Raw genomic sequence first — 25,960 nt, 5'->3', positions numbered from 1 at the left:
CAATCAAAACGTAATTAATTTTTAGTGAGGTGTACCATGGCTGTACGGACAATTCGTGAAGCAGATTTAAGCAACAAAAGAGTATTGGTTCGAGTGGATTTTAACTGTCCTATCAAGAACGGTGTCGTCACGGACGCGACAAGGATTGAAGCTGCGATTCCCACACTTGCATACATTCTTGAGCAACCAGGAGCTTCGGTGGTCATTATGACCCATCTTGGTCGGCCCAAGGGGGAGAAAAACCCTGAATTCAGTTTAAAACCAGTGGCGAAGAAGCTTGAAGAACTCATGGGAAAAACGGTGGTAATGGCGGATGACGTGGTCGGCCCCGAAGTAGAATCTATGGCTCAAGGTTTAAAGGCCGGGGAAATTCTCATGTTGGAAAATGTCCGCTACTATAAAGGTGAAGAGAAGAATGATCCCGAGTTCATAACCAATCTTGCCAAACTTGGGGACGTATATGTAAACGACGCATTTGGAACCGCTCATCGGGCCCATGCAAGCACGGAGGGCCTCGCGCATAAACTTCCTGCCTTCGCAGGGTTTTTGATTGAAAAAGAGGTAACTTTCTTTGAACCCATTGTTACCAACCCTGCGAAGCCAATGGTCGCTGTAATCGGCGGCGCGAAGGTGTCAACGAAAATTGGTGTGTTGGAAAGCCTTTTGCCTAAATGTGATACGCTGATTATCGGTGGTGGAATGACCTACACCTTTTTAAAGGCTCAGGGGCACCAGATCGGCAACTCCCTTCTCGAAGAAGATTTTATCTCCACCGCCACGGAGCTTATGAAAAAAGCAGAGGCTGCCGGAGTCACCATCCTGTTGCCCGTAGACCACGTCGTTGCAGATGAGTTCAGCGAGTCAGCTGCGCCGTTAGTTGTAGATTCAGTAGATATACCCGCTGGAAAAATCGGAATGGATATCGGACCCAAGTCGATCCAAGCCTGTAAGGAAGCCATCTCATCGGCAAAGAGCTTGGTTTGGAATGGTCCAATGGGCGTTTTTGAATTCGATTCCTTTGCTGAGGGTACCAAAGCAATCGCTAATGCTATTGCGGAATGTGCAGGTACAACAGTGGTAGGCGGAGGAGATAGTGTTGCCGCTGCAAATAAATTCAATCTGGCATCCAAGATGGATCATGTATCTACTGGCGGTGGCGCAAGTTTGGAATTCCTTGAAGGAAAAACTCTACCTGGTATCAAAGCACTTGAAAAATAAGAAAAGGATTAATGGTATATGAGAGATTATTTTATTGCTGGTAATTGGAAAATGTTTAAGACCCCCACCGAGGGTGCTGCCTTTGTTAAGGAGCTTTCAGAAACCTTGAAGGGAACGAGCCAAAAGGTAATGGTTGCTCCGAGCTTTGCTTCACTGGATGCTGTGGGAAAGGCCCTACACGGAAGTTCGGTTCTTCTCGGTGCACAAAATATGGCTGCAGCTGAGGAGGGCGCTCATACCGGAGAGGTTAGTCCGATCATGCTGAAAGATCTTGGTGTGTCTGTAGTTATTCTTGGTCACAGCGAACGGCGTGCAATCTACGGTGAGACAGATGAGCTTATAAATACAAAGGTCAAACTCGCCCTGAAACATGGATTCGAGGTAATTCTTTGTGTAGGCGAAACCCTGGAAGAACGAGAAGCCGGTAAGGTTGAGGAGGTTGTAAATCAACAACTACTCAGTGGGTTAGAAGGTGTAACTGAGGAAATGTTAGCCAAGGTTGTGATCGCCTACGAACCAGTTTGGGCAATCGGTACCGGTAAAACAGCGACCCCCCAGGATGCTGATTCTGTTCACCAAGTAATTCGGCAAACCATTGGTAAAACCTATAGCTCTGCTACCGCGGAAAAACTGATTATCCAGTATGGTGGTTCGGTAAAGCCGGGGAATGCTAAAGAGCTTATGGCTATGCCAAATATTGATGGTGCTCTTGTTGGAGGAGCCTCGTTGAAGGTTGAAGACTTCACTGCTATCGTAAATTTTAATAGATAGGGTCCCATTGCAGATGTAATATGAAACTGTCTTGGGCAGTACTGGTTGAAACGTAAATCATTTTTAGAATGATGTACGTACGCTTTGTACTGCGTATGGTTCTTTCAAACTGAAGGTTTATGGAGCTTTATAAGAAGAGGCAGATTCTCACACCTGTGCACCACACAGCAATGTGACATTTCTGGAGTTCACAGTACAGCCATTATCTTAGGGTAATGGCTGTATCTATTTTTAATAGAACACCATGACTAACTTCATGAAGTATGATATTCTTCATGAATTATTTGATATTAAGGAAGGAATCAATGGGAATCTTATCCATCTTGCTGTTAGTAATTTTCGCCTTAAGCGCAGTGCTCTTGGTTATTCTTGTTCTGGTACAGGATGAACAAGGAGAAGGACTCGGCGGTATTTTTGGAGGTGGAGGTTCAGGACAAATCGGGAACCGGAAGGGAAATATTTTAACCCGAGCAACCTCCATTCTCGGGTTTGTTTTTATTCTTAGTTCGTTAGGACTGGCGTGGCTAAACAGGACACCTGATCTTGGGAATGTCGAAGCCGCAGCCCGTCAACAAAATGCTGAACAATCCGTTGAATGGTGGAATGAATCTCAGGAAGCTGAAAACTCTCAAGGCTCTGCCGAATAACATGAAGGCTCCAATGTTCAGACATTGGAGCCGATTGTTTTTACAAATAAAGGAGTAACAAATGAGGGTTGCAGTTGTTTACTACTCAGAAAAACAAGATGAAAAGCTTAAGGCTATTTCACATGCATTAGGAAAAGGTTTCGAACAAACCGGTGCACATACAGAAGTAATTGATGCACGAATAGATGAGGCAAAGAAGCTTACCGGGTTTGATTATATCGCCCTGGGATTGGCTAATAATGGATTGTTCAACGCGTCAATACCGAACCGGCTGAAAGAGCTACTAAAAAACTCTGGTCAGCTTGTGGGGAAGCGTTCCTTTGCGTTTATTAAGAAGAAGCCATTTTTTGCACAAAAGCTTCTCTCAAGGCTAATGAAGGCAATGGAGGGTGAAGGAATGTTTTTGAAGTACTCGGAGATAATTTCCTCCCCCGATGAAGCACAAGAGATTGCGAAGCGGCTTCATATCTAAGGCATTTAATACGAAGGAGTAAATCGTCAGTGGTTAATTACTATGAGCTTCTCGAGATTTCCTCCGATGCGACTAGTGACGAAATAAAACGCGCCTTTAGGCGTCGGGCTAAACACATTCACCCGGATTTAGGCAATAACTCCGAGGGTGCCCTAGAACGTATGCGGGATCTCTTGAAGGCTTATGAAGTTCTCATGGATCCCTACAAGCGGGAGGTGTATAACACCCAGCACCGTGCGATTTTCGGTGTTTCTAATTTTGATTACCGTGAATTTTTAAAGGAACGAACTCAGGATCATCAAAGTCAGTCCAAACTCATATTTTTTGATCTATTACACCACCGTGAGCAAGATGCTCTTCGCCTCTATGAAACCCTGGTGGAGCAAAAAAATTTTGATCTCTCCAAACATCTAGATCGTGAAGATTTTATGGACTGTGCCTTTCTCCTAGCTGAGGAATTTGAACAGGAAGAAAACTTTGAAAGTGCCTTTAATCTTCTCAAGGTGATCGCAGAATATGAGTTGGAGAAACCCTATTTTAAGCACTTTTTCGAAGAAGTGTTAGTCCGTCTGAGGAACCTGATAAATGCCGTATCAGGGAAACTTTCGTTCGCTACTCAGGTCGATTATATAGAAGAATTACTTAGCTTGGGTATTAGCCCAAAAGAAAATGCGTTTTATCTCAAAAAGTTATCAGAACTATACGCATCAGAACATGATAGATCACGGGCTCAGTACTATCTTAAAGAAGCATTAAAACTTGATAATTCCCTGAGCGGAATAAAAAAGTTAAAACAAAGCCTAGGAATTTAAAAATTGAATCAAACAATGTGGAGGAATCTGTGAAGAATTCTAAGAATCTGTTTATCCCCTTTATTTTGGCAACCGTGGTATTACCCATCTTTTCCCAAAGCCTTGATAAGCCGCTGGCAACGGTTAGGTTGACAAGCAATACGGTTATAACCGCAAGACAATTTGAGTCAAAGGTAGAGTTGTTAGAACAGGAACTTGGGATAACCCTCTCCGGGGAACAAAAAACTAGTCTGCTTAATAGCGAGATAGATACGGAATTAATCATGCAGGCAGCCGAACGTGAGGGTATTACTGCAGCACAGGAAGAGATTCAAGGTGCAATTCAGCAGCAGAAAGCAGGGATAGCCGGCGGGCAGGCAATCTCAGATACTCAGTTCAGGCAACTGATCGAATCACAAATGGGAATGTCTTGGGCTGATTATACAGACCGTCTGAAACGCCGAATCATACAAGAAAAATTTATCGCTCAAAGAAACCAGGACTTCCTCTCACAGGTTACCAATCCTACCCCCAGTGAAATTCAATCAGTGTATGAGGATAACGCCGCTGAGTTTGTGAGCCCCGCCTATGTTCGATTTGATCATTTGTTCATCGATACCCGGTCAATGAATTCCCAAGATAAACAACAGGCGCTTTCCCGAATGGAAGATATTTACAGTGAGATTAGAAGTAGCGGCAACTCTGCCTTTAACAGGTATATGCAAAGCTCCGTGGATGACCCGAGTTTATCAGGCGGTGATTTCGGGTATTTGCCTAAGAATGAGCAATCAACTACCCAGGTCCTCGGACAAGCCTTTATAAACTCAGCATTTGCGCTAAACCAAAATGAGTTCAGTGATGTTTTAACATCCAATGTGGGTATCCACATTCTACGGATTACGGATAAGCGGTCTCCGAAATTGCTTACTCTGAATGACCCGGTGGTACCCGGGCAGAATCTAACAGTACGACAACAGATCATCCAGTACATTCGTGCACAACAGCAACAGCAACGGTTGGCGGAGGCCATCGAAAAAACGACGGAAGAATTACGGAATGAGGCGGATGTACGCATCTTCACTCAAAACCTATCCTGGTAGGCATTACATGATATCAAGAAGGAAGTCGCGCATTCTTGCTTTTCAGACCCTGTATGAATGGGAAATAACCCGTACCTCCTTGGACGAACTTCTCAAGTTCTCTTGGATCGAACAACGCGAGAAGTATTCGGATAGCGATTTATTCTTCCCCCGGTTATTGGTCCAAGGAGTACTTGAGAATATGAATGCAATAGATGCACTCATAAGCGGGCAGCTGGATAATTGGCCATTTTCCCGAGTGAATAAGGTCGATCTATCCATTCTCCGCCTGGGAGTGTATGAGCTGACGTTCAATCAAGAAACACCTGTCAGCGTCGCTATTGATGAAGCAGTTGAAATTGCCCGAGAGTATGGCGTTGAGGAATCGTATCGTTTTGTGAACGGGGTTCTGGACGGAATTGCTAAAAAGAAAAAACTGTAAGGTGCTCTGGGTATGAAAGAGGAGAACCTGGAAAAAAAACATGTTCAGCGGCTTATTTTTATAAGCGGAGCATTATTTTTCCTCGTAGTCCTTGTTGTGATCGTTGTTCAGGTAATGGGCATACGGAAGAACAATGATTACGATTTCTCCATAATTCGATTCGATATTCACTTGGAGGATGGCATGTATGTGGAGGCAGAGCAGGATTTACTTTCTGCCTCTCAAGCCATTCAGACTGCCCAGGAAGCGCTTGGTGTATTAAAACGATTTCGTCTCCTGTATGAAGAAATAGCCCTTCCTTCAGATTGGCAGATGTATCTTGAAGAGCTCCTAGCCTTATTCCCCGGCAACCAAAGGCTGAGAGGATTCATAGCAGACATGTATTTGCAGCAACATAAGGACGATCTTGCCTATGAAATCGCCAAAGAACTTACGGATCCCCTGTGGGTTCCGTTAAAAATAGAATCAACCCTGAAGACAGGGAGGGGATTGGATAGGGAGCTACTCCAACAGGCCGATGATCTTGACTACGCTCCCATTCAGCCGCAACAGTTTACGGATCCTAATACATTTCTGGAAGCATTTTCTATAACCCGGGACATCCGCTATATGCTTAATGCAACGTTACTGCTGCTATCCCGGGGGAATCTAACCCGTGCCCACGAGGCATTACAGGGGAGTAAGGAATATTGGAAGAATCAAAATTTCGCGAACCAAAATCAGGATGCGAAACAACAGTGGGCTGATATGGTCGCCCTCGTGTCCAGAGACGCTCTATCTCCCCATGAGGCGTATCTGTCGCTAAAAAACAACGGAGATACCCCGCTGTACGAAGTAGAATTAGATCTGCTGGTTCTCACGGGCAGAATTCAAGAAGCCTTGCACATCTTACAGCAGTCCTTTTTTCAGGGTGATTTGAACGAGATCGGATACCATAATTATTACTGGCTGTTACTTGAGCGGTTAGATACTCATCCTGAGCGTATGGGTGATCATCCGATCTCACCTCGCGAAATAGTAGAAAAAGGCCTCCAAACCTATCCCAGGAGTAGTCTGCTCACCAAGGATTTATTGTGGTATCACCTACGGCGGGGGGAGCTAGAGCAGGCAAAAATCCTGGCGAACTCTACCTCAACCTATGAACATGATCCCATCCATAGGTTACTACATGTTTTATATCAATATCAGGTATCGCCGGATCTTTCCATAATCCCTAAAGTCTGGAATCTATATAATGATTCAGATTTCAACCCAGACATCGGGGGATTATTAGGATACCTACTCTGGACCCATGATGACCGTTCCGGTTTAACCCTACTGATAGATTTAACTAAGGCCCGGCGACCGTATGCCATACCCGACTGGGTGTCCTTCTATGAGGGACTACTCCTCATGAAAAAAAATGAGTATCTTTCAGCTATAGATAGCCTAGAAGGGGTATCACCAAGTTTGGGAAGGTATAGACTCCCGCTCTTGAGGTTGTTGCTGGCGGTCGATTCTACCCTTGAGGAATCAAGCCAAATCCTTGAAGGCTTTGGCGTACCTATGGAGGTAGCGGGGTACACGGCTGGGAACTCTCAGGAACTTCAAGGTGAATGGTATAATCTCCATGCCTGGTTTGCCGTTATAACAAAAAACTATAGAAGCGCTACAGAATGGTATCAAAAGCTTCTTGCCTTGGTACCTGAACATAACAATATCCCGAGATTACGATATTGGATCGAACAAGCAAGGATAACACCATGATTATTATGAAAACACCTGAGCAAATTGAAGGAATTCGTACTTCGTGCCGTTTGTTGACTGAAACCTTTAGGGTTCTACGGCCCCATATAAAACCGGGAATCACCCCCAAGAAATTGGACGGGATCGCCTATGACTTTATCGTCAGCCATGGCGGAAAGCCGGCATTTCTTGGACACCATGGATTTCCAGGGACATTATGTACCTCGGTCAATGAAGCGGTTATCCACGGTATACCCGATGACCGTCCTCTTCGTGATGGAGACATCCTCAGTATAGACTGTGGTATTAACCTGGGCGGGTTTTTTAGCGATTCGGCATTCACTGTACCAATCGGTCAGGTTTCCCCGGAGATTTCTGATTTGCTCACGAGTACCAAGGAGAGCCTGTTTAAGGGTATTTCCCAGGCAATGCCGGGCAACCGGGTAAAAGATATCTCCCGGGCAGTTTATAAGCATGTGCACGCCAAGGGATACGGGGTTGTCCGCCCCTACTGTGGACATGGGGTTGGATTGTATGTACACGAGGATCCACAGATTCCAAACTATGTTGGAGGAGGGCCGAATCCTCGCCTAAAACCAGGAATGGTGATTGCCATCGAACCAATGGTAAATCTTGGTGGTGATGATGTTCGGGTGTTACCCGATGACTGGACTGTTGTTACACGTGATGGTACACCATCTGCGCATTTTGAACATACCGTCGCGATACTGGAAGATGGTCCGGAAATTTTAACATCGTGGGAATAACTAGGAGGAGGTAGCATGTTTCGTCCAAGAACTAGGTTTTTTACTATTACGGTGATTCTACTGAGCATCCTTGTATTCGGATGTAACTCACCGAAGACAAGCATAATCCAAGATTCACAGAGCCAACCGGCCCCGAGCATCCCCTCTGTTCAGAGTCTTGAGGAACTGCAAAATTCGTTTAGAGAGGTAGTACAGAATACGCTCTCTGCCGTAGTACGGATTGATGTTGTGGAGGTTACAACCCAAACCCTCCCTCAGGATCAGTCGAATCCGTTTTTTGATTTTTTCTTTGGAAACCCCGACGGTGGGGACAGTCCACAAGAGTTTAGGAATCAGGGTTTAGGCTCAGGGGTAATCGTCGGAAGAAATGGTCAGGAGGTGTTTGTACTGACTAATGCCCATGTTATAGGGGAGGCAGAAGAAATCCTTGTCACCCTTGATGATGAGCGGCAGTACACCGCTGAATTAGTAGGTAAGGATACGAGGAAGGATCTGGCACTGGTATCCTTTACTACGGATGAACAGGACATATCGGTAGCTACTCTCGGCGATTCATCATCCCTCCAAGTGGGAGATTGGGTGCTTGCCATGGGGAGTCCGTTCGGTTTTCAATCCACCGTTACAGCCGGCATTGTGTCCGCCCTCCATCGTACGGGTGGTCCTGCTGGGAATATAAGCGACTTTATTCAGACCGACGCTGCGATTAATCGGGGTAACTCTGGGGGAGCCCTGGTAAATCTCAATGGTGAGGTTGTTGGAATTAACACGTGGATAACAACCCAAACGGGGGGAAGCGTTGGGTTGGGCTTTGCCATTCCAATCAATAATGCAAAAAAAGCAATAGATGATTTTATCAATAATGGTGAAGTCCGATACGGCTGGATAGGAGTTAGCATCTCTTCAATCACATCCGAGATTCAAGAGGGACTCGAACTGCCTACAAACCGTGGTGCATTGGTTAATTCTGTATACCGCACCTCACCGGCTGGTAGAGCTGCGATCATGCCCGGGGATTTCATCGTTGGTGTAAATAATTGGGATATCAAATCATCAGATGAGCTGGTTTTACGGGTGGGCGACCTTCCGGTTGATGAAACAGCCAAATTCAAGATCATCCGAAACGGAGAGGAGCGTATCCTTGATGTCAGAATTACTACTAGGGAGTCCGAGGAAGAGATCGCTGGCCAATCCAGAGACCTCTGGCCGGGTTTTTCCGTATATCCCCTTACCGATGATGTTAAACGTAATGCCGAACTCGGTGATTCAATCCAGGGGGTGATTGTAAATTCCATTATTCGCAGAAGCCCCGGAGCAATCGCCGGAATTCAAAGCGGTGATGTAATCAACCAAGTCAATGGACAGCAAGTTGCTTCCTTGAAAGACTTCTACACAGCCCTTAACTCTAGGCAAGATGGGGAAATTGACTTTCAATTTTATCGTGATGGCGTAGAATTGAAGGTAAGTATTATATATTAAAATAAGGATAGGTGATGTCAAAAGAATTTTTATCGTATCAGCAAGTGAGAAATAACTCTCTAAAGCTTGCCCATCGAATGCACACCGATGGCTTCACACCGGATGTAATCTATGTGAGCTTACGCGGGGGAGCCTACGTGGGCAATGTCATAAGCGAGTATTTTAAGGTGGTCCGACCTGAAGGGCAGCGTCCTGTTTTTTATGCTGCCCTGGTTGCCCATAGTTATTCAGGTGTAAAAGAACAGTATAAAATACGTGTAGACGGTTGGACCTACTCACCGGAGCATCTTCGCCAGGGGGATAAGATTCTTCTCATTGATGATATATTCGACTCCGGCAGGACGATAAACCACCTGGTAGAGGTGTTGTTGGAGAAGGGTGTGCCTCGTCGTGATATTAAGATTGCGGTACACGACTATAAGGTTCGTACCTATCTATCAAATCAACTCCCTATCCAACCGGATTATTTTTGTCGCAAACACCTTGTCAGCTCTCCGACGGAGGACAATTGGATTCATTATCTTAGCCATGAACTAGTTGGCTTAACGGACGAAGAAATAGAACATAATTATGCAGATGACCAGGAAGTTGTGGCATTGCTAAAACAGCTCCGAGACTATTAAGATTATGCTGGGAGTCCTAGGAATGGTCAGGAAATTTACTACTTTCTACGTTGGAATTGTCTCACTCTTGGTAGTTACTTCATTTCCAGGCTTTACCCAGGAAGCGGACTCTGCAATCAGTCCGCCTCCCGGCTTGTATAATAAACCCATCATCCTACAAGCATCCGACCATACCGATGAGTTGCTTCTTCAGTTCCTTCCGGAAAGCGGCGGGACGGGGATTCCCCTCCAATTGCGAGAACCCCTGCCTCTGACTTCCCTCCCTGGAGAGCGTAGAGAATACATATTCACCGTTATACGATATCGGGATGGCACGTTTACAGAGTCAGGCCCTCTAACCTATATCATTGATATGGAACGGCCAAGGATCCCAGTTTTTAGTCAGCCACCCGGAATATACAATTCTGCCCAGAGAATTCAGCTATCCGGTAGCAATGCAACGGATACCTACTGGTATAGGATCAATAATTCAGAACCCAAGGTATATGATGAGTTCATACCCCTAGCCGGTAGTCCTGGTGAAAGAAGACAGTTCACCATGGAGGTGTGGGCTGTGGATGAGGCTGAGAACAAGAGCCCCGTACAAACCGGAAGGTTTATTATCGATCGTACGGCGGAACGGGGAGAGCCTTCCCTACAGATATTGTCACCGGTGCCTGGAACCTTCATAAATCCACAGGCCCTATATATTAAAGCCTCTGGGATGAACTCCATTCGCTATACGGTAAATGGTACTGATCCTAAGGTTTTTGGTGAGGTGTACCAGGGAATTACCACCGTATCCGGAGATGTTTCGTTACGTGTCTGGTCCATTGATGGCAATGGAAAAGAATACCATGCAAATGTAGAACTCACTACTGGAACAACACCCTATGGAGAGATTGCCCAGGGCTTCACAGGAAACAGCCTAGAAATCCCCGTGTTGTACAGTGATATGACCTACGTCGCCGAAGAACGTAGCCCTGGAATATTTGACCTGCCTTTCAACCGGCCACTTAGAATTCGTCCCCAGGACGGATCTCTCCGTGCATTAACCCTACGGATTCATAAACCGGATAGGGGAGAATACCGGTTATTCTTCTTACTCGATGGATTTCCTCCACCAGATTTCACTGCTCAGGTATTAAGGCGTGATTCAGGGTACAATCCTGTTTACCGAAACATTGATACTGATGATCCAGTATACACCTCGGATATCCTGGTCGGGAGTGGACATGAGCAGCATAGGCTGCAAATCGCTACCGAATCCTCAGAAGGGCCATGGCGTACTGTTAAGAACCTCCTGGTTTCTGAGTTGACGTTCTCAAGAGAGAACACCATATGGCTACGTACGCAAAACCCGGCAGGGAAAACGAGCCCTGTCCAATCCTATTCTGTTGTGCAACCCTCGAACCTTGAGCAACCAATCGAATCATTGGTAGAGGTTGAGGACAATATAATCAGGTTCAACCCACCAGCCGAAGGAATCTTGGTTTCTATTAATGATCATCATCCTGTACTGTTAGAGGAGGCGGTAGAGGTATCACTCCCCAGAGAACTCTCTGAAACCATGAAATTCGCCTTTTTTACACCATCATCAGGATCATTGCCGCCTCAAAAAATAGGCAGCTCAACAATTCAATTCTATGCTCCAGTTCCCCGTGGACCAGAAATCGAGATTCGTGATGATACCCTTGTAGTCAAACCCGGCGATGCAGATAGTAAACTCCAGTACAGAATCAATGCCTCAGATCCACAGGCCCCCTCCATACAACCCCAGTTTATCGAGTATCTTCAACCAGTTGAACTTGAGGGCCGGGACGGGGTTAATCTGGTGTATTGGATCGAAGCTCGGGAGCAGCTTGGGGAGGATGATTGGTCCATCCCAACCAGTCGTGAGCATGTTATCCACATGGTACCGCCAAAAAAACCGGTTCTCACAGGACTCCTAGATGATCAGATCTTCACACAGGAGCAGATTACTCTACCCCTCGGGTTCATAGAAAAAGCAGTGAAGTATAATTATGCCCTTCTCAACATAGATACCGAGGATCTTGAAACGGGAACGTTTGAGGATGGCGAATTACAGCTATCCTTTGGGTTGGAAGAATCCCGGTACACCCTAGAACTCTGGGCGGAATCACAGTATGACCCGAGCCTAGAATCCGAGCGTATGAGATACAGCTTCTCGGTAGATACTGTTGTTCCCTTGGCGCCTACAATTTTTACGGACCCCGAAAATGAAGTTACCGGTAATTCAGTAACCCTGTCTGTCACCCATGATAATGGTGAAACGGCATTGGTGTACCTCACTATCAACGGATCTGAACCAAGCATTTATACCTCACCACTTACCCTTCGAGGATCTCCTGGACTCGTACAGGATTTTGAGATTCTCGCGTTTACCCAGGATGTGGCGGGCAATCAATCTCAGCCGGTGAAAAAGGTTGTAACCATTGATCGGGAGCCACCTGGAATACCCCGGGTACTGGTTGTGGATGAAAATGAATCCAAGTTCTCACAAAATGGTAGAATTGTTACTGCTAAGCCGGTCGATATCATCTTAGAAGGCGAGGGCACGCTGTATTACCAATTAAGCACAAACGGTTCTTTACCCGCCATTCCGTCCTTTGATTCTCCTCAGTACACCGGTAGTATCCGCCTAACCGGTGAGCGTGGGAACGTTATCGAGTACCGTATGTTAGCCCGGGGAAAGGATGATGTGGGAAACTGGGGGGCGGTTACAGAGATGGTCACCGTCATCATCGATCAGCAAATCCCCGAGCCACCTCCTGAGCCGGTAGTCGTTCGTGATGGAAATTCCGGACTTATTAGCTGGGATGACTTTCATGATACAATACAATATAGATTTTCCAACCAAATGGATTTCCAGCTCTATACTAGGCCGATTTCCTGGACCATAGAACCCGGTGTAGATACCTTGAGATTTTTTTACAGGAGTATCGATGAGGCAGGCAATCTAAGCGACGTATCCACCCTCCAAATAGATGAAAAAAATACAGCGCCAAGGCCAATCGTACTCCTCGAAGACCAGGATAAAATCTCTACCACCGTACCGGAGATCACCCTCCAACCAACCATAGAAAATGCCACCATCCGGTATGAACTATATTTCAGCGATTCCCCTGTGCCCGATGTTACAAACCGATCCCCGGTATGGGATGGATCCCTTGATCTGAACCACACCCCCGGGGAAACACTGGAGTATCGGATTGTCTTTCGTCAATTCGCCCCGGGAATTGAGCCCTCTGAACCTGTGTATGAATCCTTTATCATAGACACGACCCCCCCCTTACCTCCAGAAACCGAGGATGAACAATTCAGGTATATTTTTTACAATGAGGGAACACTTTTACTGTCCACACAGGCGCCAACTGATACGATATTCTTGAAAATCACCAAGAAAGCCTTTGAACCCCATGAGATTCCCGGCTTCACCGTCCCCACTAGTATCGGTTCGGTTCAACCCCTTGCCAATTACACCGAACATAATGGGAGAATACGCCTACCCGGTGAAGCAGGATTCGTTACGTTATATCAAGTAGAAGCCGTTGCTCAGGATGAAGCTGGTAATATCAGTTCGCGATCTCGTCGTTTTGAAGTAATTGTTGATCGCGCTTCAATTTACCTGTCCAACCATAATGACCTCCGTAATCCTCGTGCCCCGATTGGAACCCGTGAGAATCCTGCACGGTCTATTACCGAAGCGAAAGAATTGTTGTACCAGAAGAATAGGAATCGGTTGTACCTTACCGAAGGCACCTACCTTCTGGGTGAGGGTATAGAAAACATCTCCGGCCTAATTATTCGGGGGGGACTCGATAGGAATTGGCAGCCCAGTACAAATGAAACCGTCTTAGCCCTGGATGCCAATTTTCCCGATGAGACCGTGTTTGATTTCACTGCAGGGAATACCACCTACCTCCACAATCTTTTCATCACAGATCAACGAGGGGTAACCGAACAACTTCTTCGGGTGAATCCCGGAGCTTCTATTGTGCTTGATACGCTCAGTTTGGTGGTTACCGGAAAGACGCAAGTACTCTCTGCATATTCAGCAAGCAATACTCTAGTTGAACGGACTCACATCATTGCTAATGAAAGTACTGTTAGGCAGCTTATCCACAGTGATAATGCATCTGAACTGTCTTTGAATGAAATTCTCATAGAGTATACGAGGACTCCTGCATTCTTACGTAACAATCGTAATGAGAATACTGGCTCTGCTCTGACTCGATATAGTCTCCATTCTCTAGACACCAAACTTGCAATCTCTAATTCAGAGATCCATGGACCGTCTGGTTCCTTAACCAGTGTAATCTTCGCAAAGGACTCTGATCTTACGATTAGCAATTCCTCCATCTTCGTAGGTCAGGCAAATGATTTGGGGATAGGCGTTCATAGCATTGGCGGGGCTTTTACCGCTAAAAATTCGATATTTTATGGTGATTTGATGACCCCTTCAACCGCCCTTGTCCGGCTTGAAGAGGGAGTATTCGACTCTCAATCCAACTCCTGGCATCCCAGCGGTCAACGATCCGCATCTGGAATGATTACCCGACTATCAGAAATCACCTCGGTCGGTGATACCATCGTCGCTAACTCCGCAGAGGATTTCATTACCGTTTTTAACTTTCAAAATTCTTCAGCCGTTATCGAGGACTTAACCAGCATTGAAGCGTGGAACACGGCTGAACTCATCCTGAATACCATTGACAGGTCTAGGGTTCATTGGATTAACGGCGATCTTGACCTCACGAATACCGGTTCAACCCTGGGGTTTCAGATTCAAAACGCCCGTGATGTGGTTGTAGAGAATATGATCATGGGAGCCGGGGGCAACAGTCTGGTATTCTACCTGGCTGATACAGACACAAAACTAAACGTTCGGAACAACATTTTTGAGGGATGGAACACCTTATTACTACAAAACGAACCCGGCTGGCGAACAAGTCTTGACGCCCAAACACGTATTATTGATATTCCAGCATTGGAAGCAGGAAGCATCGAGGGGCAAATATTCTCAGGAAATCAGATAAGACAGGGACTGTAGTGTTAAACCGACCATAGATCTCTTATGATCGGTTTACTACATAACTACCACGTTGATAGGCGCTATATGATTACTAATCAGAATCCTAGGCTAACGTTTATAACCTTGTGACAGCCTTGGAAAAGGATATGCCACCTGGTATTTCCCCAGGTGGGTTGTTACCGGCCCTGAAAGGTCCATGCTTTTACGCACTAAGAATTTATTAGAATCCTAGTCTTTTAACCACTCCCATTCCAAGTATCCATCCTCATTCATGACGCTTGTCCATAGTCCATGGCCAACGCTGAGGACGTACATGCGACTGGCAATGGTGTTATATACCAGTTTTCGGACAGGGGCAGACCAGAATGCAGCAGAGTTTTGATTACTAAATTCGGTTTGCGTACTCCCATCAAAATAGGACAGTGTTTTCTCAGTTATATTAAAGGTTATTAGATCATATCCTTCTTCGGTTGCTAAAAACAGGGTATTCGAACGGATGTCGGTGTCATAAAAGGCGCTATTGGTAGCCACAGAAAGGTAGGCCGCATCTATGTCTCCAGGATTGTTCACAAAACTTAAGACGGAGTTATCATTCTCGACCATGGTAAACCAGGTTGTGCCATTTTCTCGTAGGTAGAGGCGTCCTAACTTACTACCTGCGATGGCTGCATCGGAACCCACCGCCTCAAGGAAAACCAGGCGATCCCCTGCTTCCGGACCTTCCCCGATGGTTAACCCAGGAAAATTAGAATCAAGCCCAAGACTGCCAAGTTGGCCGCCGAACACCTGGGAGGTGGATGCAAACCAGTATTCATCTGCATTCTGATCGTAGTAGCCGTCTAACCCCGTCAAGCTGCTGGATAGTCCCGGGATTGCCTGTTCTACCGGGGCTCCATTTGCTACCACGGAGAAGAGATGTTGGGTAGAGCTAGAACTATCGGTTGTCCAGAAAAAGACCCGTTCTCCCACTCCGATTAAGCCTTCGAGGGTCCCCTGGCCAAAAGAAGCGATATCAACAGTTTCCCATTCGATTGCATCATCGTTTGTCAGTATACCCTTGTCGTCCCACGAAAAACTGGATGTATCGGTATAGTACAGAGCCTTTGACCCGTCGCTCAGACTAGCTGCGACGTAGAGGTAAGAATCTACTGTGGCCAATGCAAATACGGTTTCAACCGTCAGGGTCGAATCGGTCCCGGCAGCTCCTACTTCAATGCTTTCCCAAGGGTTTTGAACGTCGGGTGATGTGTTCGAATCGGTGGGCTGGCGCAAAAACAGGGCAGGTCCCGCCACTGCCTCAACGTGGGCGGTGTAGGCAAATGCGGAAGGGCTCATGGATTCTGATAATCCAGATTTGTCTATTGTAGTTACGGATTTTTCCAACTCCAGGCCTGCAAATACCCCCTGGGGGCCGTAGGTGCAACCAGCCAGAACCACAAATAATACTGTGGAGAAGACCTGTATTCCTAACCAGCGATGTTGTTTATTCTTCATTCGTAGTTCCTTGTATCTAAAAGTTATAAATTGCACTTAAACTGATTTCTAAAAAGTTTCCGAAGCGTGTATCAGCTGGTGGAGGGGTTTCCGTGCTCGATCCGTAGATATCAGGTACCCACCAGTACATGAGATTCAGTCCGAAGCCCCAATCCGGACTTATATTATAGAGCCCTGACACTCCCAGTTTGACGACTGGGGTTAGGGTGGTAGTAATCTTATAGGATAACACGTTAAGCCCAACACCAACATGAATAGGGAACTCAAAGGAACCCGTTCGGAGATAGGTGGATAGGCGGGCAGTGATTGGGGTGAATTGACTGACTAGGTCGTCATTTGGACCAAAGTTAAAACTCCAGCTGAGATCAAGACCTAGATTCATTATGCTGTTCAGAAAAGCTCCCCATCGAAGAGTTCCGCTTCCTCCTAATGTCATCCCGTCCGGATCACCTATCTGAGGAGTTATTACACCCGTATTGGGATTATGGGTAAAGAGCGGAAGATAGACTCCGGCGTTAAACCCTAACATTTGATCCCCTAATTTTCGGGATAGGACCAAGGTATTCGGATTCATATTAATATCCGGGGCACTCTGGGAAAAAACCGTTTGTACCGATAACAACCCTATACAACTGAGCATAAGAAAAACTAGCACCATTCGTTTTTGATTCACAATTCACCTCGTAATGTTGGTATTCAACAAACAGTTCAGATTCCAATTCGTTTCAACTTTGAAGAATACTATCACTTGATGCACCGGGTTGCAATGAATGATCTGAGGGGGTTTGACCATTGCAATACCCCGGATTTTATGGTAATTCACTACCGTGGAAGCATCTATTATAAACGGTACAACTATTGCGTCGGATTTGAGAACCTCAATCGCGGAAGAAGCGCTTTCCTTAACCAGGCGTGGCACACAACCCGGATTGGCTGTGATCCTTGTAGGGGAGGATCCTGCCAGTGTGAGTTATGTTACAGCTAAAGAGAAGGCATGCGATGAAAACGGTATTTATTCCAGAGAGATTCGGCTGCCGGGAGATACGTCGGAAAAGCAGCTCCTAGATATCATCCGGGATCTTAACACGGATGATCAGATTCATGGAATTCTGGTACAATTACCATTGCCTGAACATATCCATGATGAACATATTATTGAGGCCATTTCTCCGGAGAAGGATGTGGACGGATTCCACCCTGTTAGTTTAGGGAGAATGCTCCAGGGACAAAGCACCTTCTTACCCTGTACACCCCATGGAATTATTAAAATACTTGAAGCCATAGAATTTTCACCGAGTGGGAAACATGTTGTTATTCTGGGCAGAAGTAATATTGTCGGCAAACCCCTGGCGAATATGCTCTTATCTAAGGGGAAATGGGGAGATGCGACGGTTACGGTGTGCCATAGCCGCACTCCCAACTTGAAGGACCATACAATACAGGCGGATCTCTTGATTGCAGCGGTTGGACGCCCAAAACTAGTTACCGAAGAGATGGTTAAACCCGGTGCAGTGGTTATTGATGTAGGAACCAATCGTGTGCCTGATGAGTCCAAGAAATCGGGGTTCCGGTTGGTAGGGGATGTAGATTTTGATGCAGTCAAAAAGAAAGCAAAAGCCATCACCCCTGTTCCTAGGGGAGTAGGACCGCTAACCATCACCATGCTGTTGTTCAATACGGTGCAATCTGCAAAAAATACCCTGGAAAAAAAGATTCAGAGTAGTAGATAGCATAGCTGCGGGCCTTCCGGACAACCCAAAAGGATTATTCATGCAGGATGTACAAAGCCAACCCGATGGAAGAAATATACCACTCCAGAAGGTTGGTGTGAAAAATATTAAATACCCTATCGTGGTATTGGATAAGGTAAATAAAACCCAGGCCACTACTGCCACGGTTGACTTATATGCCAATTTGCCACACCACTTCAAGGGTACACATATGAGTAGGTTTATCGAAGTATTTCACGATCACTCCAAGAATGTTAAAATGGAAAATTTTATTCATATGCTGCATAGCATAAGGAGCGTTCTGGATGCCGAGCAAGCCTACGGAAGAATTGCCTTTCCATACTTTATAGAAAAAAAAGCACCTGTTTCGGGTCAAGCCAGTATGATGCAATATCATTGCACCTATGAGGGAACCGCGGGGCCAGTTGATCATGAGTTTTATGTTGGTATCGAGGTCCCAGTACTCACTCTTTGCCCATGCTCAAAAGAGATCTCAGATAGAGGAGCCCACAACCAGCGGAGTATGGTGAAGGTTCTCCTTAAAATGGGATCCTTTTTTTGGATCGAAGAAATAATAACATTAATTGAAAATTCTGCCTCCTGTGGATTGTTTACACTTTTAAAGCGTGAAGATGAAAAATGGGTAACTGAACACTCTTACGATAACCCCACCTTTGTTGAGGATCTCGTACGGGAGGTTACAGTTAAAATTGAAGGGTTAAACAAGTTTCCATGGTTTAGTGTAGAAGCTGAAAATATGGAGAGCATACATCTTCATGATGCCTATGCCTATGTAGAACGTGGTGTAAAATAGCAAAGACGTGAGGAGTCTATATGAAGAATATGGTGAGTAAAACACCGGATCTTGTGTTTATTAAACATGCGCTTATTAGCCTATCTGATAAAACAGGTCTTGAAGACCTTGTTCGTGGATTACTAGAAATAAATCCGGAGATTCGACTCTTTTCAACCGGCGGTACGTATGATGCTATCAAACAAATCCTGATTTCCACTCACGGTAGTGATACTAGCAATCTAATTAAGGTCTCGGAGTTTACCGGCCAACCAGAAATGCAAGGCGGATTAGTAAAAACCCTCGATTTCAAAATATACCTCGGCTTATTGGCAGAAGCGTATAACCCGGATCATCAATCTGATTTGAATAGAACCGGTGCTATTTACTTTGATCTTGTTGTAGTAAATCTGTACCCCTTTAAAAAAACCATCACAGCCAATCCGGACAACCTTGAGGCTGCACGCGGGAACATAGATATCGGCGGGCCTACCATGTTGAGATCCAGCGCAAAGAACTTTTTACGAGTCACGAGTCTATGCCAGCCCTCAGATTATTCCGATTTTTTACGTATCCTACGGAAGCAGAATGGATGCACGTCCCTTGCAGATCGGCTATCCTTCGCTCAGAAAACGTTTAATCATACGGCTCAATATGAAGCTGATATCACAGAGTATTTTTCAAATAGAATGAAGAACGACCTTGCTATGTATCAGCAAACCACCACCTGGGAGGAACGAATCAATGGGAAATAATCTATCTCAGAAGTACCGAAGCATTAATAAGGACCATTTCCCAAACCATATGGAAATCCGGCTATTCAATGATGAATCAGATATACAGGTACTCAGTTATGAAAAAACCACCTGGGATGTCGGGGGCGAGGAAGCTGGATTACGCTATGGAGAAAACCCAGAACAGCAGGCCGCGCTCTATCGGCTTGTAGGTGGAAACCTGAGCCTTGGAGATGTGGTTAGTATTTCTCCGAATAACCATCTGGCAAGCCTTCCTGAATTGCTTCAATCGGGAAAGCATCCTGGTAAAATCAATATTACCGATATTGATGCCGCATTGAACATCCTGCGATATCTTACTGAAAAACCTGCTTCGATAATCATGAAACATAACAATCCTTGTGGGGTAGCCCAGGCTGAGACACTTAGTGAAAGCTATCAAAAAGCCTATCTAGCCGATAGGCTTGCAGCCTTCGGTGGAGCTGTAGCGGTTAATAGGGAATTGGATCTATCCACTGCCGAACAAATAATGGAGAGTTACCTTGAGGTAGTCGCAGCACCAGATTTTGAATCCGGTGTTCTGGATGTTCTATCAAAACGGAAAAATCTCAGAGTAATGAAGATTCGAAATATTGACCGGTTGCAAGATTTTTCTTCAGGAAGATTTTTAGAACTAAAATCTCTTATTGATGGAGGGGTGGTAACCCAGTGGTCCTTTGAACCCCAAGCCAAATCCTACCAAGACTTCCTTCCCGCCGAAACTGAATACCGAGGGAAAAAATATTCTGTAAACCGGAAACCCACCCAGAAGGAGCTTGAGGATATGTATTTCGGATGGATGGTTGAGGCAGGCGTTACCAGCAACTCGGTCATTTTTGTAAAGGACGGGGTTACTTGTGGTATCGGCACAGGCGAACAGGACCGGGTAGGGGTAGCAGAGATTGCAAGGGATAAGGCGTACAGGAAACTTTCAGACAGGCTTTCCTGGGAGCTCTTCGGCAAACCGTTCAATCTGTTGGATACAGATAAAATGAGAGAAGAAATTAATGGGAGGGTATCCGCAGTGAATGGAGGTCTAGAAGGGAGTGTTATGATTTCAGACGCCTTCTTCCCCTTCAGGGATGGCGCCGAGGTTGGATTACGGGAGGGGGTTAAGGCCATACTGCAGCCGGGTGGAAGCCTCCGTGATTTCGAATCTATCGAAGCCTGTAATGAGTATGGTGCTTCCATGATGTTCACCGGTCAACGGAGCTTTCGACATTAGTATAATATGCTATACTAGGCAGTAACGTTCACGTTGAGATTCTTCTAAGAATACGGGAGGGATTATGCCCTGGAAACTTTTATTCATTCTATTATTATTCGGTCTTTTCATTGCTTTCGCGGGCTTTAATCTAGAAAATACATCTGTAATATCTTTTGGTTTTTTCCAGATTGAATCCGTGCCTGTATTTATCAGTCTTAGCATTGCGTTTCTTCTTGGGGCGGTTTTTACAGTGGTTTTTATAACCTTCGGTGGATTCCGTAAGACTAAAAAAAAGATCGCTGATAATCAGACCATTAAATCCTTGCCTCAAAAGGGGACAAAACAGGAACCTAAATTTCCAAAAAAAAATAAGCAACAACCCGAGACCACCGATATTCAAGAATAATGAAGCTATCACTATATCGTGTTTGTATTATTAGCGCACTTTTGTTTGTGACGAGTGCCGTATGGGCGGATGATGAGATTACCGTCCATGAGGGAGCCGATTGGGAACTGCGGGCGATCGAGCAGGGGCTCTCTAACCCCGGGTCAGCCGTGAAAACGGCTGAAAGGATCCTCTTGGATCTACAGGCGGTTATGGATCAAGCGGGTACTTCTCAAGAGCAGTCAGAACAGGCTTATTTTCTTATTTCGAAGGCCTCATCTCTCATGGCACTTATGCAGCGATATGATTTAGCAGTCCTCGGTCTTGAACACCTATTCAGAGAGTGGGATGAGGCTGCACACCCATCGATGCTACAAAACACCGCAATACCGAGAGTATTTGGTTTTGAAACGATAGATCAATTATTCCTGTTAATCCCTGAGTATAGAATTCAACTCGGCGAGCTTGATCAGGCAAAACAATGGTTATCCAGTTACCTTGAGAAACCCCGAAACACAGATATTCTCTACTTAGCTGCAATTCATCTCGCCCGAGTATTTTACATGGAACAGAAGGACGGCCAAGCAATTCAGATATTGAAGAATAGATTTTTTCCTGGATTTGAAGAATCAAATCCGAAACCGTACTCCGATCGTGCTCTCCTGCTCTTGTACACCCTGGCAAAGGATACCGAGGATGAAGAGCTTTCAAGGCAGACGAAACGATACGGACAATCCTTTTTTCCCAATTCCTTTTCAAGGTTAGTACAAGAGAGTGAAACCTCAGGGGTGTACCCCTTTCCTAATCCTGGGAATCTAGTCCCCTACCTGGATTCATCCTATTTAGCACTTCAAGAGTTACAACCCTATCCGCCGGGATCTGGTTCTGTCACAGCGATGGAAACGACGGATGGTGGAGAGGCGGGAGGAATTTCTGTTGAAGGATCTAATCAAACCGAAGGATCCACTACCGGAAAGTCTATCATTCAGGTCGGTTTTTTCCAGGATTCTAATAATGCAGAAAGACTGGTTCAGCTCCTGGCAACCGAAGGGTTCACTGCCCTGGTGCATGAAGGTACCCGGGGTATAACCGTGTATATAGATCCAGCGGGGAATAACCCGCAGCAACTGGTACTAGGATTGAAGGATGCTGGTTTTGAGGGTTTCATCACTTCTATTTCTGAATAATTAGCCAATTGCAAAAGTCATTTGAATGTGGCATGCCCAAGAATGGGGGGGGGAGTAAACCATTTCCATGAAATGATTTACTTTAGTTGGTCTCGCACATGGTTCTTGGAAAAGAAAGTTGTGCAAGAACTCGCATCTATTCTTAGTGCGCACAAGCTGATACGCAGTGACCCCCATCAAGACATATCGGCTTATGCACATTATATAATCTATTGTGAATAAGCATGGATAGCCTAGTTCTATTCTGGGTCTGATGAATTATTATTCTTCTCTAACCTTTGCTCATACCGCTGGATGAAGTCTCCATCCAACACTACTCCAGAGCTTACCAAATCTATTGGCTGTAAGAGTAACCGTCGAATTAGCTCTGTATCTGTCTCTAATTCTTCATATTGGAGCTGATAGCTCTCATACGATTCAATTGTTTGATTTTCCGACAGTATCATGATTTGCAGAATAGTGTTTCCACGGTAATCATATACAACATATCCTCCAGAGCGTTGTATGGAGTCCGCACTACGCAGGGTCACCGAGGGATAGGAAAAAAAGAGTTCACCGCCGTCGGGCGAAGAATAAAGGCCTGAAAAATTAAGTACATTTAGCCGAGTGTTATATGAGTTTTCTTTGATAATTTCATTTCGTTGAGCCTCATTCAACCGTCGATATCTGCCCGTCCATTCCTGTGGTAAACTCGTCCATTTATCAGTACCGGAAAGGCTCACCTCTAGGGTATCAAGATCGCGCAACGTCACCCAACCAACAGAGCTGATGGTAGGAATTACTTCGTTTTGAATATCAACTCGTAATCTCCCACCGTAGGTAGACTTAGTGGATCCAGTCCAATCAAAGCTGATAGTGCGCGTGTCACGGTAAAAGCTGATGTTTCGTTGTTCCGGATCGAAATGTATTATTCGGATTAATGAGGGACTAATCTCATTTTGGTTTGCGGTTATTTTGTACCAGGGCCCCCGGATATAATTCGTAAAGGTTGTGACGTCGCTGTTATACAACTCAGCAAGCTGAGCCTCAGCGATGTTGGAGCCACTGATGGGTACCATATCCACCAGGATGTACCGGCTCTCTTGAAAGTCGTAGGCGTATTTCGACTGAATCATATCCAATACGTTAGATGAGTTAAGGTCTCTACTATTAGCGATTACCTGTTTGGTTCCTGTGAGGGTTTGAGTTTCTGACACCTCAATACTCACATCACTTTGAATACTGAGAATGTTCCGGTATTGAATCCCGTACCCCGGTGCGCTGGGAATAAGTCCATAACTATCCAATGTTTGTTCGCCGGACTGGTTTAGACCGAAGGCGACAATCTCGGGCAATTGATTTCCGATAAGGTCATCAGTGTATACGGTAAAAGAACGCAGGTTGGTGGCTGAAGTCTCACCCTGCCAACTCAAATAGAATGATGAACGGATGGCATCGAAATCGATAACCATTAAATAGATTCGATCCTCAGGATCTTCTCTGAGTTTATATACAATCAACTGCTCATCATATTCATCGTCATCCAGGTTTAAATCGATCGTTTGATGGCTTATTATATGGTTGGGTAGGGCGATTCGGGGATTATTGATGCGTGTAATACTAGCGGGGTCCAGTGCCGTCTCTGTAACCGCCTGGTATAGTCGGTATTCATCCGATTCAATCGGAACAATCCCGGTTTTCTGCGGCGGATACGGAACACTTTCGGTAACGGGTGATGTGCATGAGCTCAGAGCAGAACCAAACAAGCTGAAGATTAGTAACAGTGTAGAATAGAACTTCATATGCGAGCACTATTATGCGCTATTTCAGTTTTTTTATCCAGCAACCTTTGACAAACCTTTCTGATTTTGCAATTATTGGCCATGGAAACCCGAGGAATATTTCTTAACATTTCACCCCTGGATCATCGGTATTATCAATCTAATAAAGAATTGTTCGATTCATTGTCCTGCTACCTCAGTGAAGAGGCCTCTGTTCGTTACTGTGCAAAGGTTGAGCTTGCGCTCTTAAAAACACATCTCGCATTGAATAAATTGGACAGTGAACAGCTTATCAAGGCGATTGATGTCGCCCAAGAAAAGATTTCACCCGAAATTGTATATCAGGAAGAGGAAAAAACTCAACATAACATTCGCGCTCTTGTAAATACTCTTAAGCCGCTGCTCCCCGAAGATATTCGGCATTTTGTTCATATGGGCGCAACTAGTGTTGATATTCTGGATACAGCAAATGCGTTGAAAATCCGAGATGCCGTTCAGAACGTAATTATACCTGAGCTACAAGCCCTAGAAGTGAAGCTCTGTGAGTTATGCGAACAGGAAGCCGAAACACCCCAGGTTGGACGGACTCACGGTCAGTACGCTGTTCCAATAACCTTCGGATTTACCGTAGCAGAATACGTCAGTAGGTTAGGGAAATCCATTATTAAAATCCTTGATTTTTCAAAAGACCTCCGAGGGAAATTAGCTGGGGCAGTCGGCGCCTATAATGCTACTAGCATGATAACCAGTGATCCCTACGAGTTAGAAAGAACCTGTCTTGCCTTGCTGGAGCTTAAACCATCTGATCATTCGACGCAGATGGTGGAACCTGAGTATTTGCTTCGCTTACTGCTCGAGATCAACACAGCCTTTGGGATCATCGCGAATCTCGCGGATGATTTTAGGAATCTCCAGCGATCAGAAATTGATGAAATACGGGAATACTTTTCACCAACCCAAGTAGGTTCATCAACCATGCCGCAAAAACGTAATCCTTGGAACTGTGAGCATGTGAAAAGTCTCTGGAAAGCCTTTGCCCCCAGGGTTATGACGTTTTATATGGATCAGATTTCAGAGCATCAACGGGATTTGACAAATTCAGCATCGGGAAGATTCGTAGCAGAGTATATTGCGGGATTTGCCGCAGCGGTCCGTCGTATGAATAAAATCATTTCCGGACTATCGGTCAATAGGGAGCAATTGCTTACCACTCTGGAGGAGCGAGCTGGTTCAAGCGTACTCGCCGAACCGGCCTATATTCTCCTCAGTCAACAGGGCGAAGCTGATGCCCATGAAATTATTAGAAAACTCACCCTCAAAGCAAACACGGAGCATATCACTTTCGTGGAGGCCATGAAACAGGACCCTGCCGTTTGGGAGAAGGTAACTGCACGTCTTGCCCAGATTACCGGACAAAACGCTGATACCTTCTTTTCAAGCCCTGCTAATTACCGCGGCATGGCTGCCATCAAGGCCCATGAGTTGGCCCAAGAGTGGCGAAAGAGAATGCAAGGTCTCAACGAGGCCGGGAATCGGTCACGATAACACTAGAAGGGCTTGCCGTGTGCAAGCCATTTTTCATAAA

22 protein-coding genes are annotated in these 25,960 nt (G+C 45.5%); 19 read left to right on the top strand and 3 right to left on the bottom strand.

Annotated features, from left to right (window positions below; translation table 11 throughout):
* The first annotated feature begins 36 nt into the window (after positions 1-36).
* From DC28_RS00880 to DC28_RS00825, 12 genes are all read left to right on the top strand, one after another.
* Complete coding sequence (locus DC28_RS00880; protein WP_037544660.1) at positions 37-1,218, top strand: phosphoglycerate kinase; 1,182 nt, start codon at positions 37-39, stop codon at positions 1,216-1,218.
* Positions 1,219-1,236: 18 nt separating this feature from the next.
* A complete protein-coding gene (tpiA, locus tag DC28_RS00875) occupies positions 1,237-1,989 on the top strand; it encodes a triose-phosphate isomerase (protein WP_037544657.1) in 753 nt (250 codons plus the stop codon).
* A gap of 275 nt (positions 1,990-2,264) precedes the next feature.
* A complete protein-coding gene (gene secG / locus DC28_RS00870) occupies positions 2,265-2,636 on the top strand; it encodes a preprotein translocase subunit SecG (RefSeq protein ID WP_238565735.1) in 372 nt (123 codons plus the stop codon).
* A 61-nt stretch (positions 2,637-2,697) separates the two neighbouring features.
* Positions 2,698-3,108 carry a hypothetical protein gene (locus DC28_RS00865; RefSeq protein ID WP_037544654.1) on the top strand — a complete coding sequence of 137 codons (411 nt, stop codon included), beginning with the start codon at positions 2,698-2,700 and terminating at the stop codon, positions 3,106-3,108.
* Positions 3,109-3,137: 29 nt separating this feature from the next.
* Positions 3,138-3,920, top strand: a complete 783-nt coding sequence (locus DC28_RS00860) for a J domain-containing protein (protein ID WP_037544652.1) — start codon at positions 3,138-3,140, stop codon at positions 3,918-3,920.
* A 29-nt stretch (positions 3,921-3,949) separates the two neighbouring features.
* Positions 3,950-4,999: a peptidyl-prolyl cis-trans isomerase gene (locus DC28_RS00855; RefSeq protein ID WP_156104525.1), complete on the top strand. Its 1,050-nt coding sequence runs from the start codon at positions 3,950-3,952 to the stop codon at positions 4,997-4,999.
* Positions 5,000-5,006: 7 nt separating this feature from the next.
* Complete coding sequence (gene nusB / locus DC28_RS00850; RefSeq protein ID WP_037544650.1) at positions 5,007-5,420, top strand: transcription antitermination factor NusB; 414 nt, start codon at positions 5,007-5,009, stop codon at positions 5,418-5,420.
* A 12-nt stretch (positions 5,421-5,432) separates the two neighbouring features.
* Positions 5,433-7,166, top strand: coding sequence for a hypothetical protein (locus DC28_RS00845; protein ID WP_037544649.1), 1,734 nt, complete (start codon positions 5,433-5,435; stop codon positions 7,164-7,166).
* Positions 7,163-7,912 (top strand): type I methionyl aminopeptidase, encoded by a 750-nt coding sequence (gene map / locus DC28_RS00840; RefSeq protein ID WP_037544647.1) that lies wholly within the window; start codon positions 7,163-7,165, stop codon positions 7,910-7,912. The genes DC28_RS00845 and map overlap by 4 nt, the downstream gene beginning before the upstream one ends.
* A gap of 15 nt (positions 7,913-7,927) precedes the next feature.
* On the top strand, positions 7,928-9,388 hold the full coding sequence (locus tag DC28_RS00835; RefSeq protein ID WP_037544645.1) for a Do family serine endopeptidase: 1,461 nt from the start codon (positions 7,928-7,930) through the stop codon (positions 9,386-9,388).
* A 14-nt stretch (positions 9,389-9,402) separates the two neighbouring features.
* Positions 9,403-10,011 carry a phosphoribosyltransferase gene (locus tag DC28_RS00830; protein WP_037544642.1) on the top strand — a complete coding sequence of 203 codons (609 nt, stop codon included), beginning with the start codon at positions 9,403-9,405 and terminating at the stop codon, positions 10,009-10,011.
* A gap of 22 nt (positions 10,012-10,033) precedes the next feature.
* A complete protein-coding gene (locus tag DC28_RS00825; protein WP_037544640.1) occupies positions 10,034-15,064 on the top strand; it encodes a chitobiase/beta-hexosaminidase C-terminal domain-containing protein in 5,031 nt (1,676 codons plus the stop codon).
* A gap of 210 nt (positions 15,065-15,274) precedes the next feature.
* On the opposite strand, the gene DC28_RS00820 is transcribed toward DC28_RS00825, so the two are convergent.
* Together DC28_RS00820 and DC28_RS00815 are read right to left on the bottom strand one after the other, a co-directional pair.
* Positions 15,275-16,540, bottom strand: coding sequence for a hypothetical protein (locus DC28_RS00820; RefSeq protein ID WP_037544637.1), 1,266 nt, complete (start codon positions 16,538-16,540; stop codon positions 15,275-15,277).
* A gap of 16 nt (positions 16,541-16,556) precedes the next feature.
* Complete coding sequence (locus DC28_RS00815) at positions 16,557-17,213, bottom strand: TP0733 family outer membrane beta-barrel protein (RefSeq protein ID WP_156104524.1); 657 nt, start codon at positions 17,211-17,213, stop codon at positions 16,557-16,559.
* A 154-nt stretch (positions 17,214-17,367) separates the two neighbouring features.
* Here DC28_RS00815 and folD point away from each other — a divergent pair, with 154 nt between their 5' ends.
* The 6 genes from folD to DC28_RS00785 all read left to right on the top strand — a co-directional run bounded on the left by folD (position 17,368) and on the right by DC28_RS00785 (position 22,615).
* Entirely contained in the window at positions 17,368-18,270 is a 903-nt protein-coding gene (gene folD, locus DC28_RS00810) for a bifunctional methylenetetrahydrofolate dehydrogenase/methenyltetrahydrofolate cyclohydrolase FolD (RefSeq protein ID WP_037544633.1), read from the top strand.
* Positions 18,271-18,310: 40 nt separating this feature from the next.
* Entirely contained in the window at positions 18,311-19,084 is a 774-nt protein-coding gene (folE2, locus tag DC28_RS00805; protein WP_037544631.1) for a GTP cyclohydrolase FolE2, read from the top strand.
* A 20-nt stretch (positions 19,085-19,104) separates the two neighbouring features.
* On the top strand, positions 19,105-19,818 hold the full coding sequence (locus DC28_RS00800) for a hypothetical protein (RefSeq protein WP_037544629.1): 714 nt from the start codon (positions 19,105-19,107) through the stop codon (positions 19,816-19,818).
* A complete protein-coding gene (locus DC28_RS00795; RefSeq protein ID WP_037544627.1) occupies positions 19,808-21,061 on the top strand; it encodes an IMP cyclohydrolase in 1,254 nt (417 codons plus the stop codon). The genes DC28_RS00800 and DC28_RS00795 overlap by 11 nt, the downstream gene beginning before the upstream one ends.
* 64 nt (positions 21,062-21,125) lie before the next feature.
* Positions 21,126-21,449, top strand: coding sequence for a lipopolysaccharide assembly protein LapA domain-containing protein (locus tag DC28_RS00790; RefSeq protein ID WP_052078289.1), 324 nt, complete (start codon positions 21,126-21,128; stop codon positions 21,447-21,449).
* Complete coding sequence (locus DC28_RS00785) at positions 21,449-22,615, top strand: SPOR domain-containing protein (RefSeq protein WP_156104523.1); 1,167 nt, start codon at positions 21,449-21,451, stop codon at positions 22,613-22,615. The genes DC28_RS00790 and DC28_RS00785 overlap by 1 nt, the downstream gene beginning before the upstream one ends.
* A 239-nt stretch (positions 22,616-22,854) precedes the next feature.
* Here DC28_RS00785 and DC28_RS00780 read toward each other — a convergent pair whose 3' ends face one another.
* Positions 22,855-24,396, bottom strand: coding sequence for a pallilysin-related adhesin (locus tag DC28_RS00780; RefSeq protein WP_037544623.1), 1,542 nt, complete (start codon positions 24,394-24,396; stop codon positions 22,855-22,857).
* 81 nt (positions 24,397-24,477) lie between these two features.
* Here DC28_RS00780 and DC28_RS00775 point away from each other — a divergent pair, with 81 nt between their 5' ends.
* A complete protein-coding gene (locus DC28_RS00775) occupies positions 24,478-25,920 on the top strand; it encodes a lyase family protein (RefSeq protein ID WP_037544621.1) in 1,443 nt (480 codons plus the stop codon).
* Positions 25,921-25,960: the final 40 nt, after the last annotated feature.

It is taken from the genome of Spirochaeta lutea (assembly GCF_000758165.1).
GTDB lineage: Bacteria > Spirochaetota > Spirochaetia > DSM-27196 > Salinispiraceae > Spirochaeta_D > Spirochaeta_D lutea.
The sequence above is the reverse complement of the archived record's forward strand: the minus strand, read 5'-3'. Positions and strand labels throughout refer to the sequence as shown.

Excerpts from the sequence above, each read along its gene's own strand:
- DC28_RS00880 (WP_037544660.1), top strand. The coding sequence starts at position 37 with ATGGCTGTACGGACAATTCGTGAAGCAGATTTAAGCAACAAAAGAGTA.
- tpiA (WP_037544657.1), top strand. The coding sequence starts at position 1,237 with ATGAGAGATTATTTTATTGCTGGTAATTGGAAAATGTTTAAGACCCCC.
- secG (WP_238565735.1), top strand. The coding sequence starts at position 2,265 with ATGAATTATTTGATATTAAGGAAGGAATCAATGGGAATCTTATCCATC.
- DC28_RS00865 (WP_037544654.1), top strand. The coding sequence starts at position 2,698 with ATGAGGGTTGCAGTTGTTTACTACTCAGAAAAACAAGATGAAAAGCTT.
- nusB (WP_037544650.1), top strand. The coding sequence starts at position 5,007 with ATGATATCAAGAAGGAAGTCGCGCATTCTTGCTTTTCAGACCCTGTAT.
- DC28_RS00845 (WP_037544649.1), top strand. The coding sequence starts at position 5,433 with ATGAAAGAGGAGAACCTGGAAAAAAAACATGTTCAGCGGCTTATTTTT.
- map (WP_037544647.1), top strand. The coding sequence starts at position 7,163 with ATGATTATTATGAAAACACCTGAGCAAATTGAAGGAATTCGTACTTCG.
- DC28_RS00835 (WP_037544645.1), top strand. The coding sequence starts at position 7,928 with ATGTTTCGTCCAAGAACTAGGTTTTTTACTATTACGGTGATTCTACTG.
- DC28_RS00830 (WP_037544642.1), top strand. The coding sequence starts at position 9,403 with ATGTCAAAAGAATTTTTATCGTATCAGCAAGTGAGAAATAACTCTCTA.
- DC28_RS00825 (WP_037544640.1), top strand. The coding sequence starts at position 10,034 with ATGGTCAGGAAATTTACTACTTTCTACGTTGGAATTGTCTCACTCTTG.
- DC28_RS00820 (WP_037544637.1), bottom strand. The coding sequence starts at position 16,540 with ATGAAGAATAAACAACATCGCTGGTTAGGAATACAGGTCTTCTCCACA.
- folE2 (WP_037544631.1), top strand. The coding sequence starts at position 18,311 with ATGCAGGATGTACAAAGCCAACCCGATGGAAGAAATATACCACTCCAG.
- DC28_RS00800 (WP_037544629.1), top strand. The coding sequence starts at position 19,105 with ATGAAGAATATGGTGAGTAAAACACCGGATCTTGTGTTTATTAAACAT.
- DC28_RS00795 (WP_037544627.1), top strand. The coding sequence starts at position 19,808 with ATGGGAAATAATCTATCTCAGAAGTACCGAAGCATTAATAAGGACCAT.
- DC28_RS00790 (WP_052078289.1), top strand. The coding sequence starts at position 21,126 with ATGCCCTGGAAACTTTTATTCATTCTATTATTATTCGGTCTTTTCATT.
- DC28_RS00785 (WP_156104523.1), top strand. The coding sequence starts at position 21,449 with ATGAAGCTATCACTATATCGTGTTTGTATTATTAGCGCACTTTTGTTT.
- DC28_RS00780 (WP_037544623.1), bottom strand. The coding sequence starts at position 24,396 with ATGAAGTTCTATTCTACACTGTTACTAATCTTCAGCTTGTTTGGTTCT.
- DC28_RS00775 (WP_037544621.1), top strand. The coding sequence starts at position 24,478 with ATGGAAACCCGAGGAATATTTCTTAACATTTCACCCCTGGATCATCGG.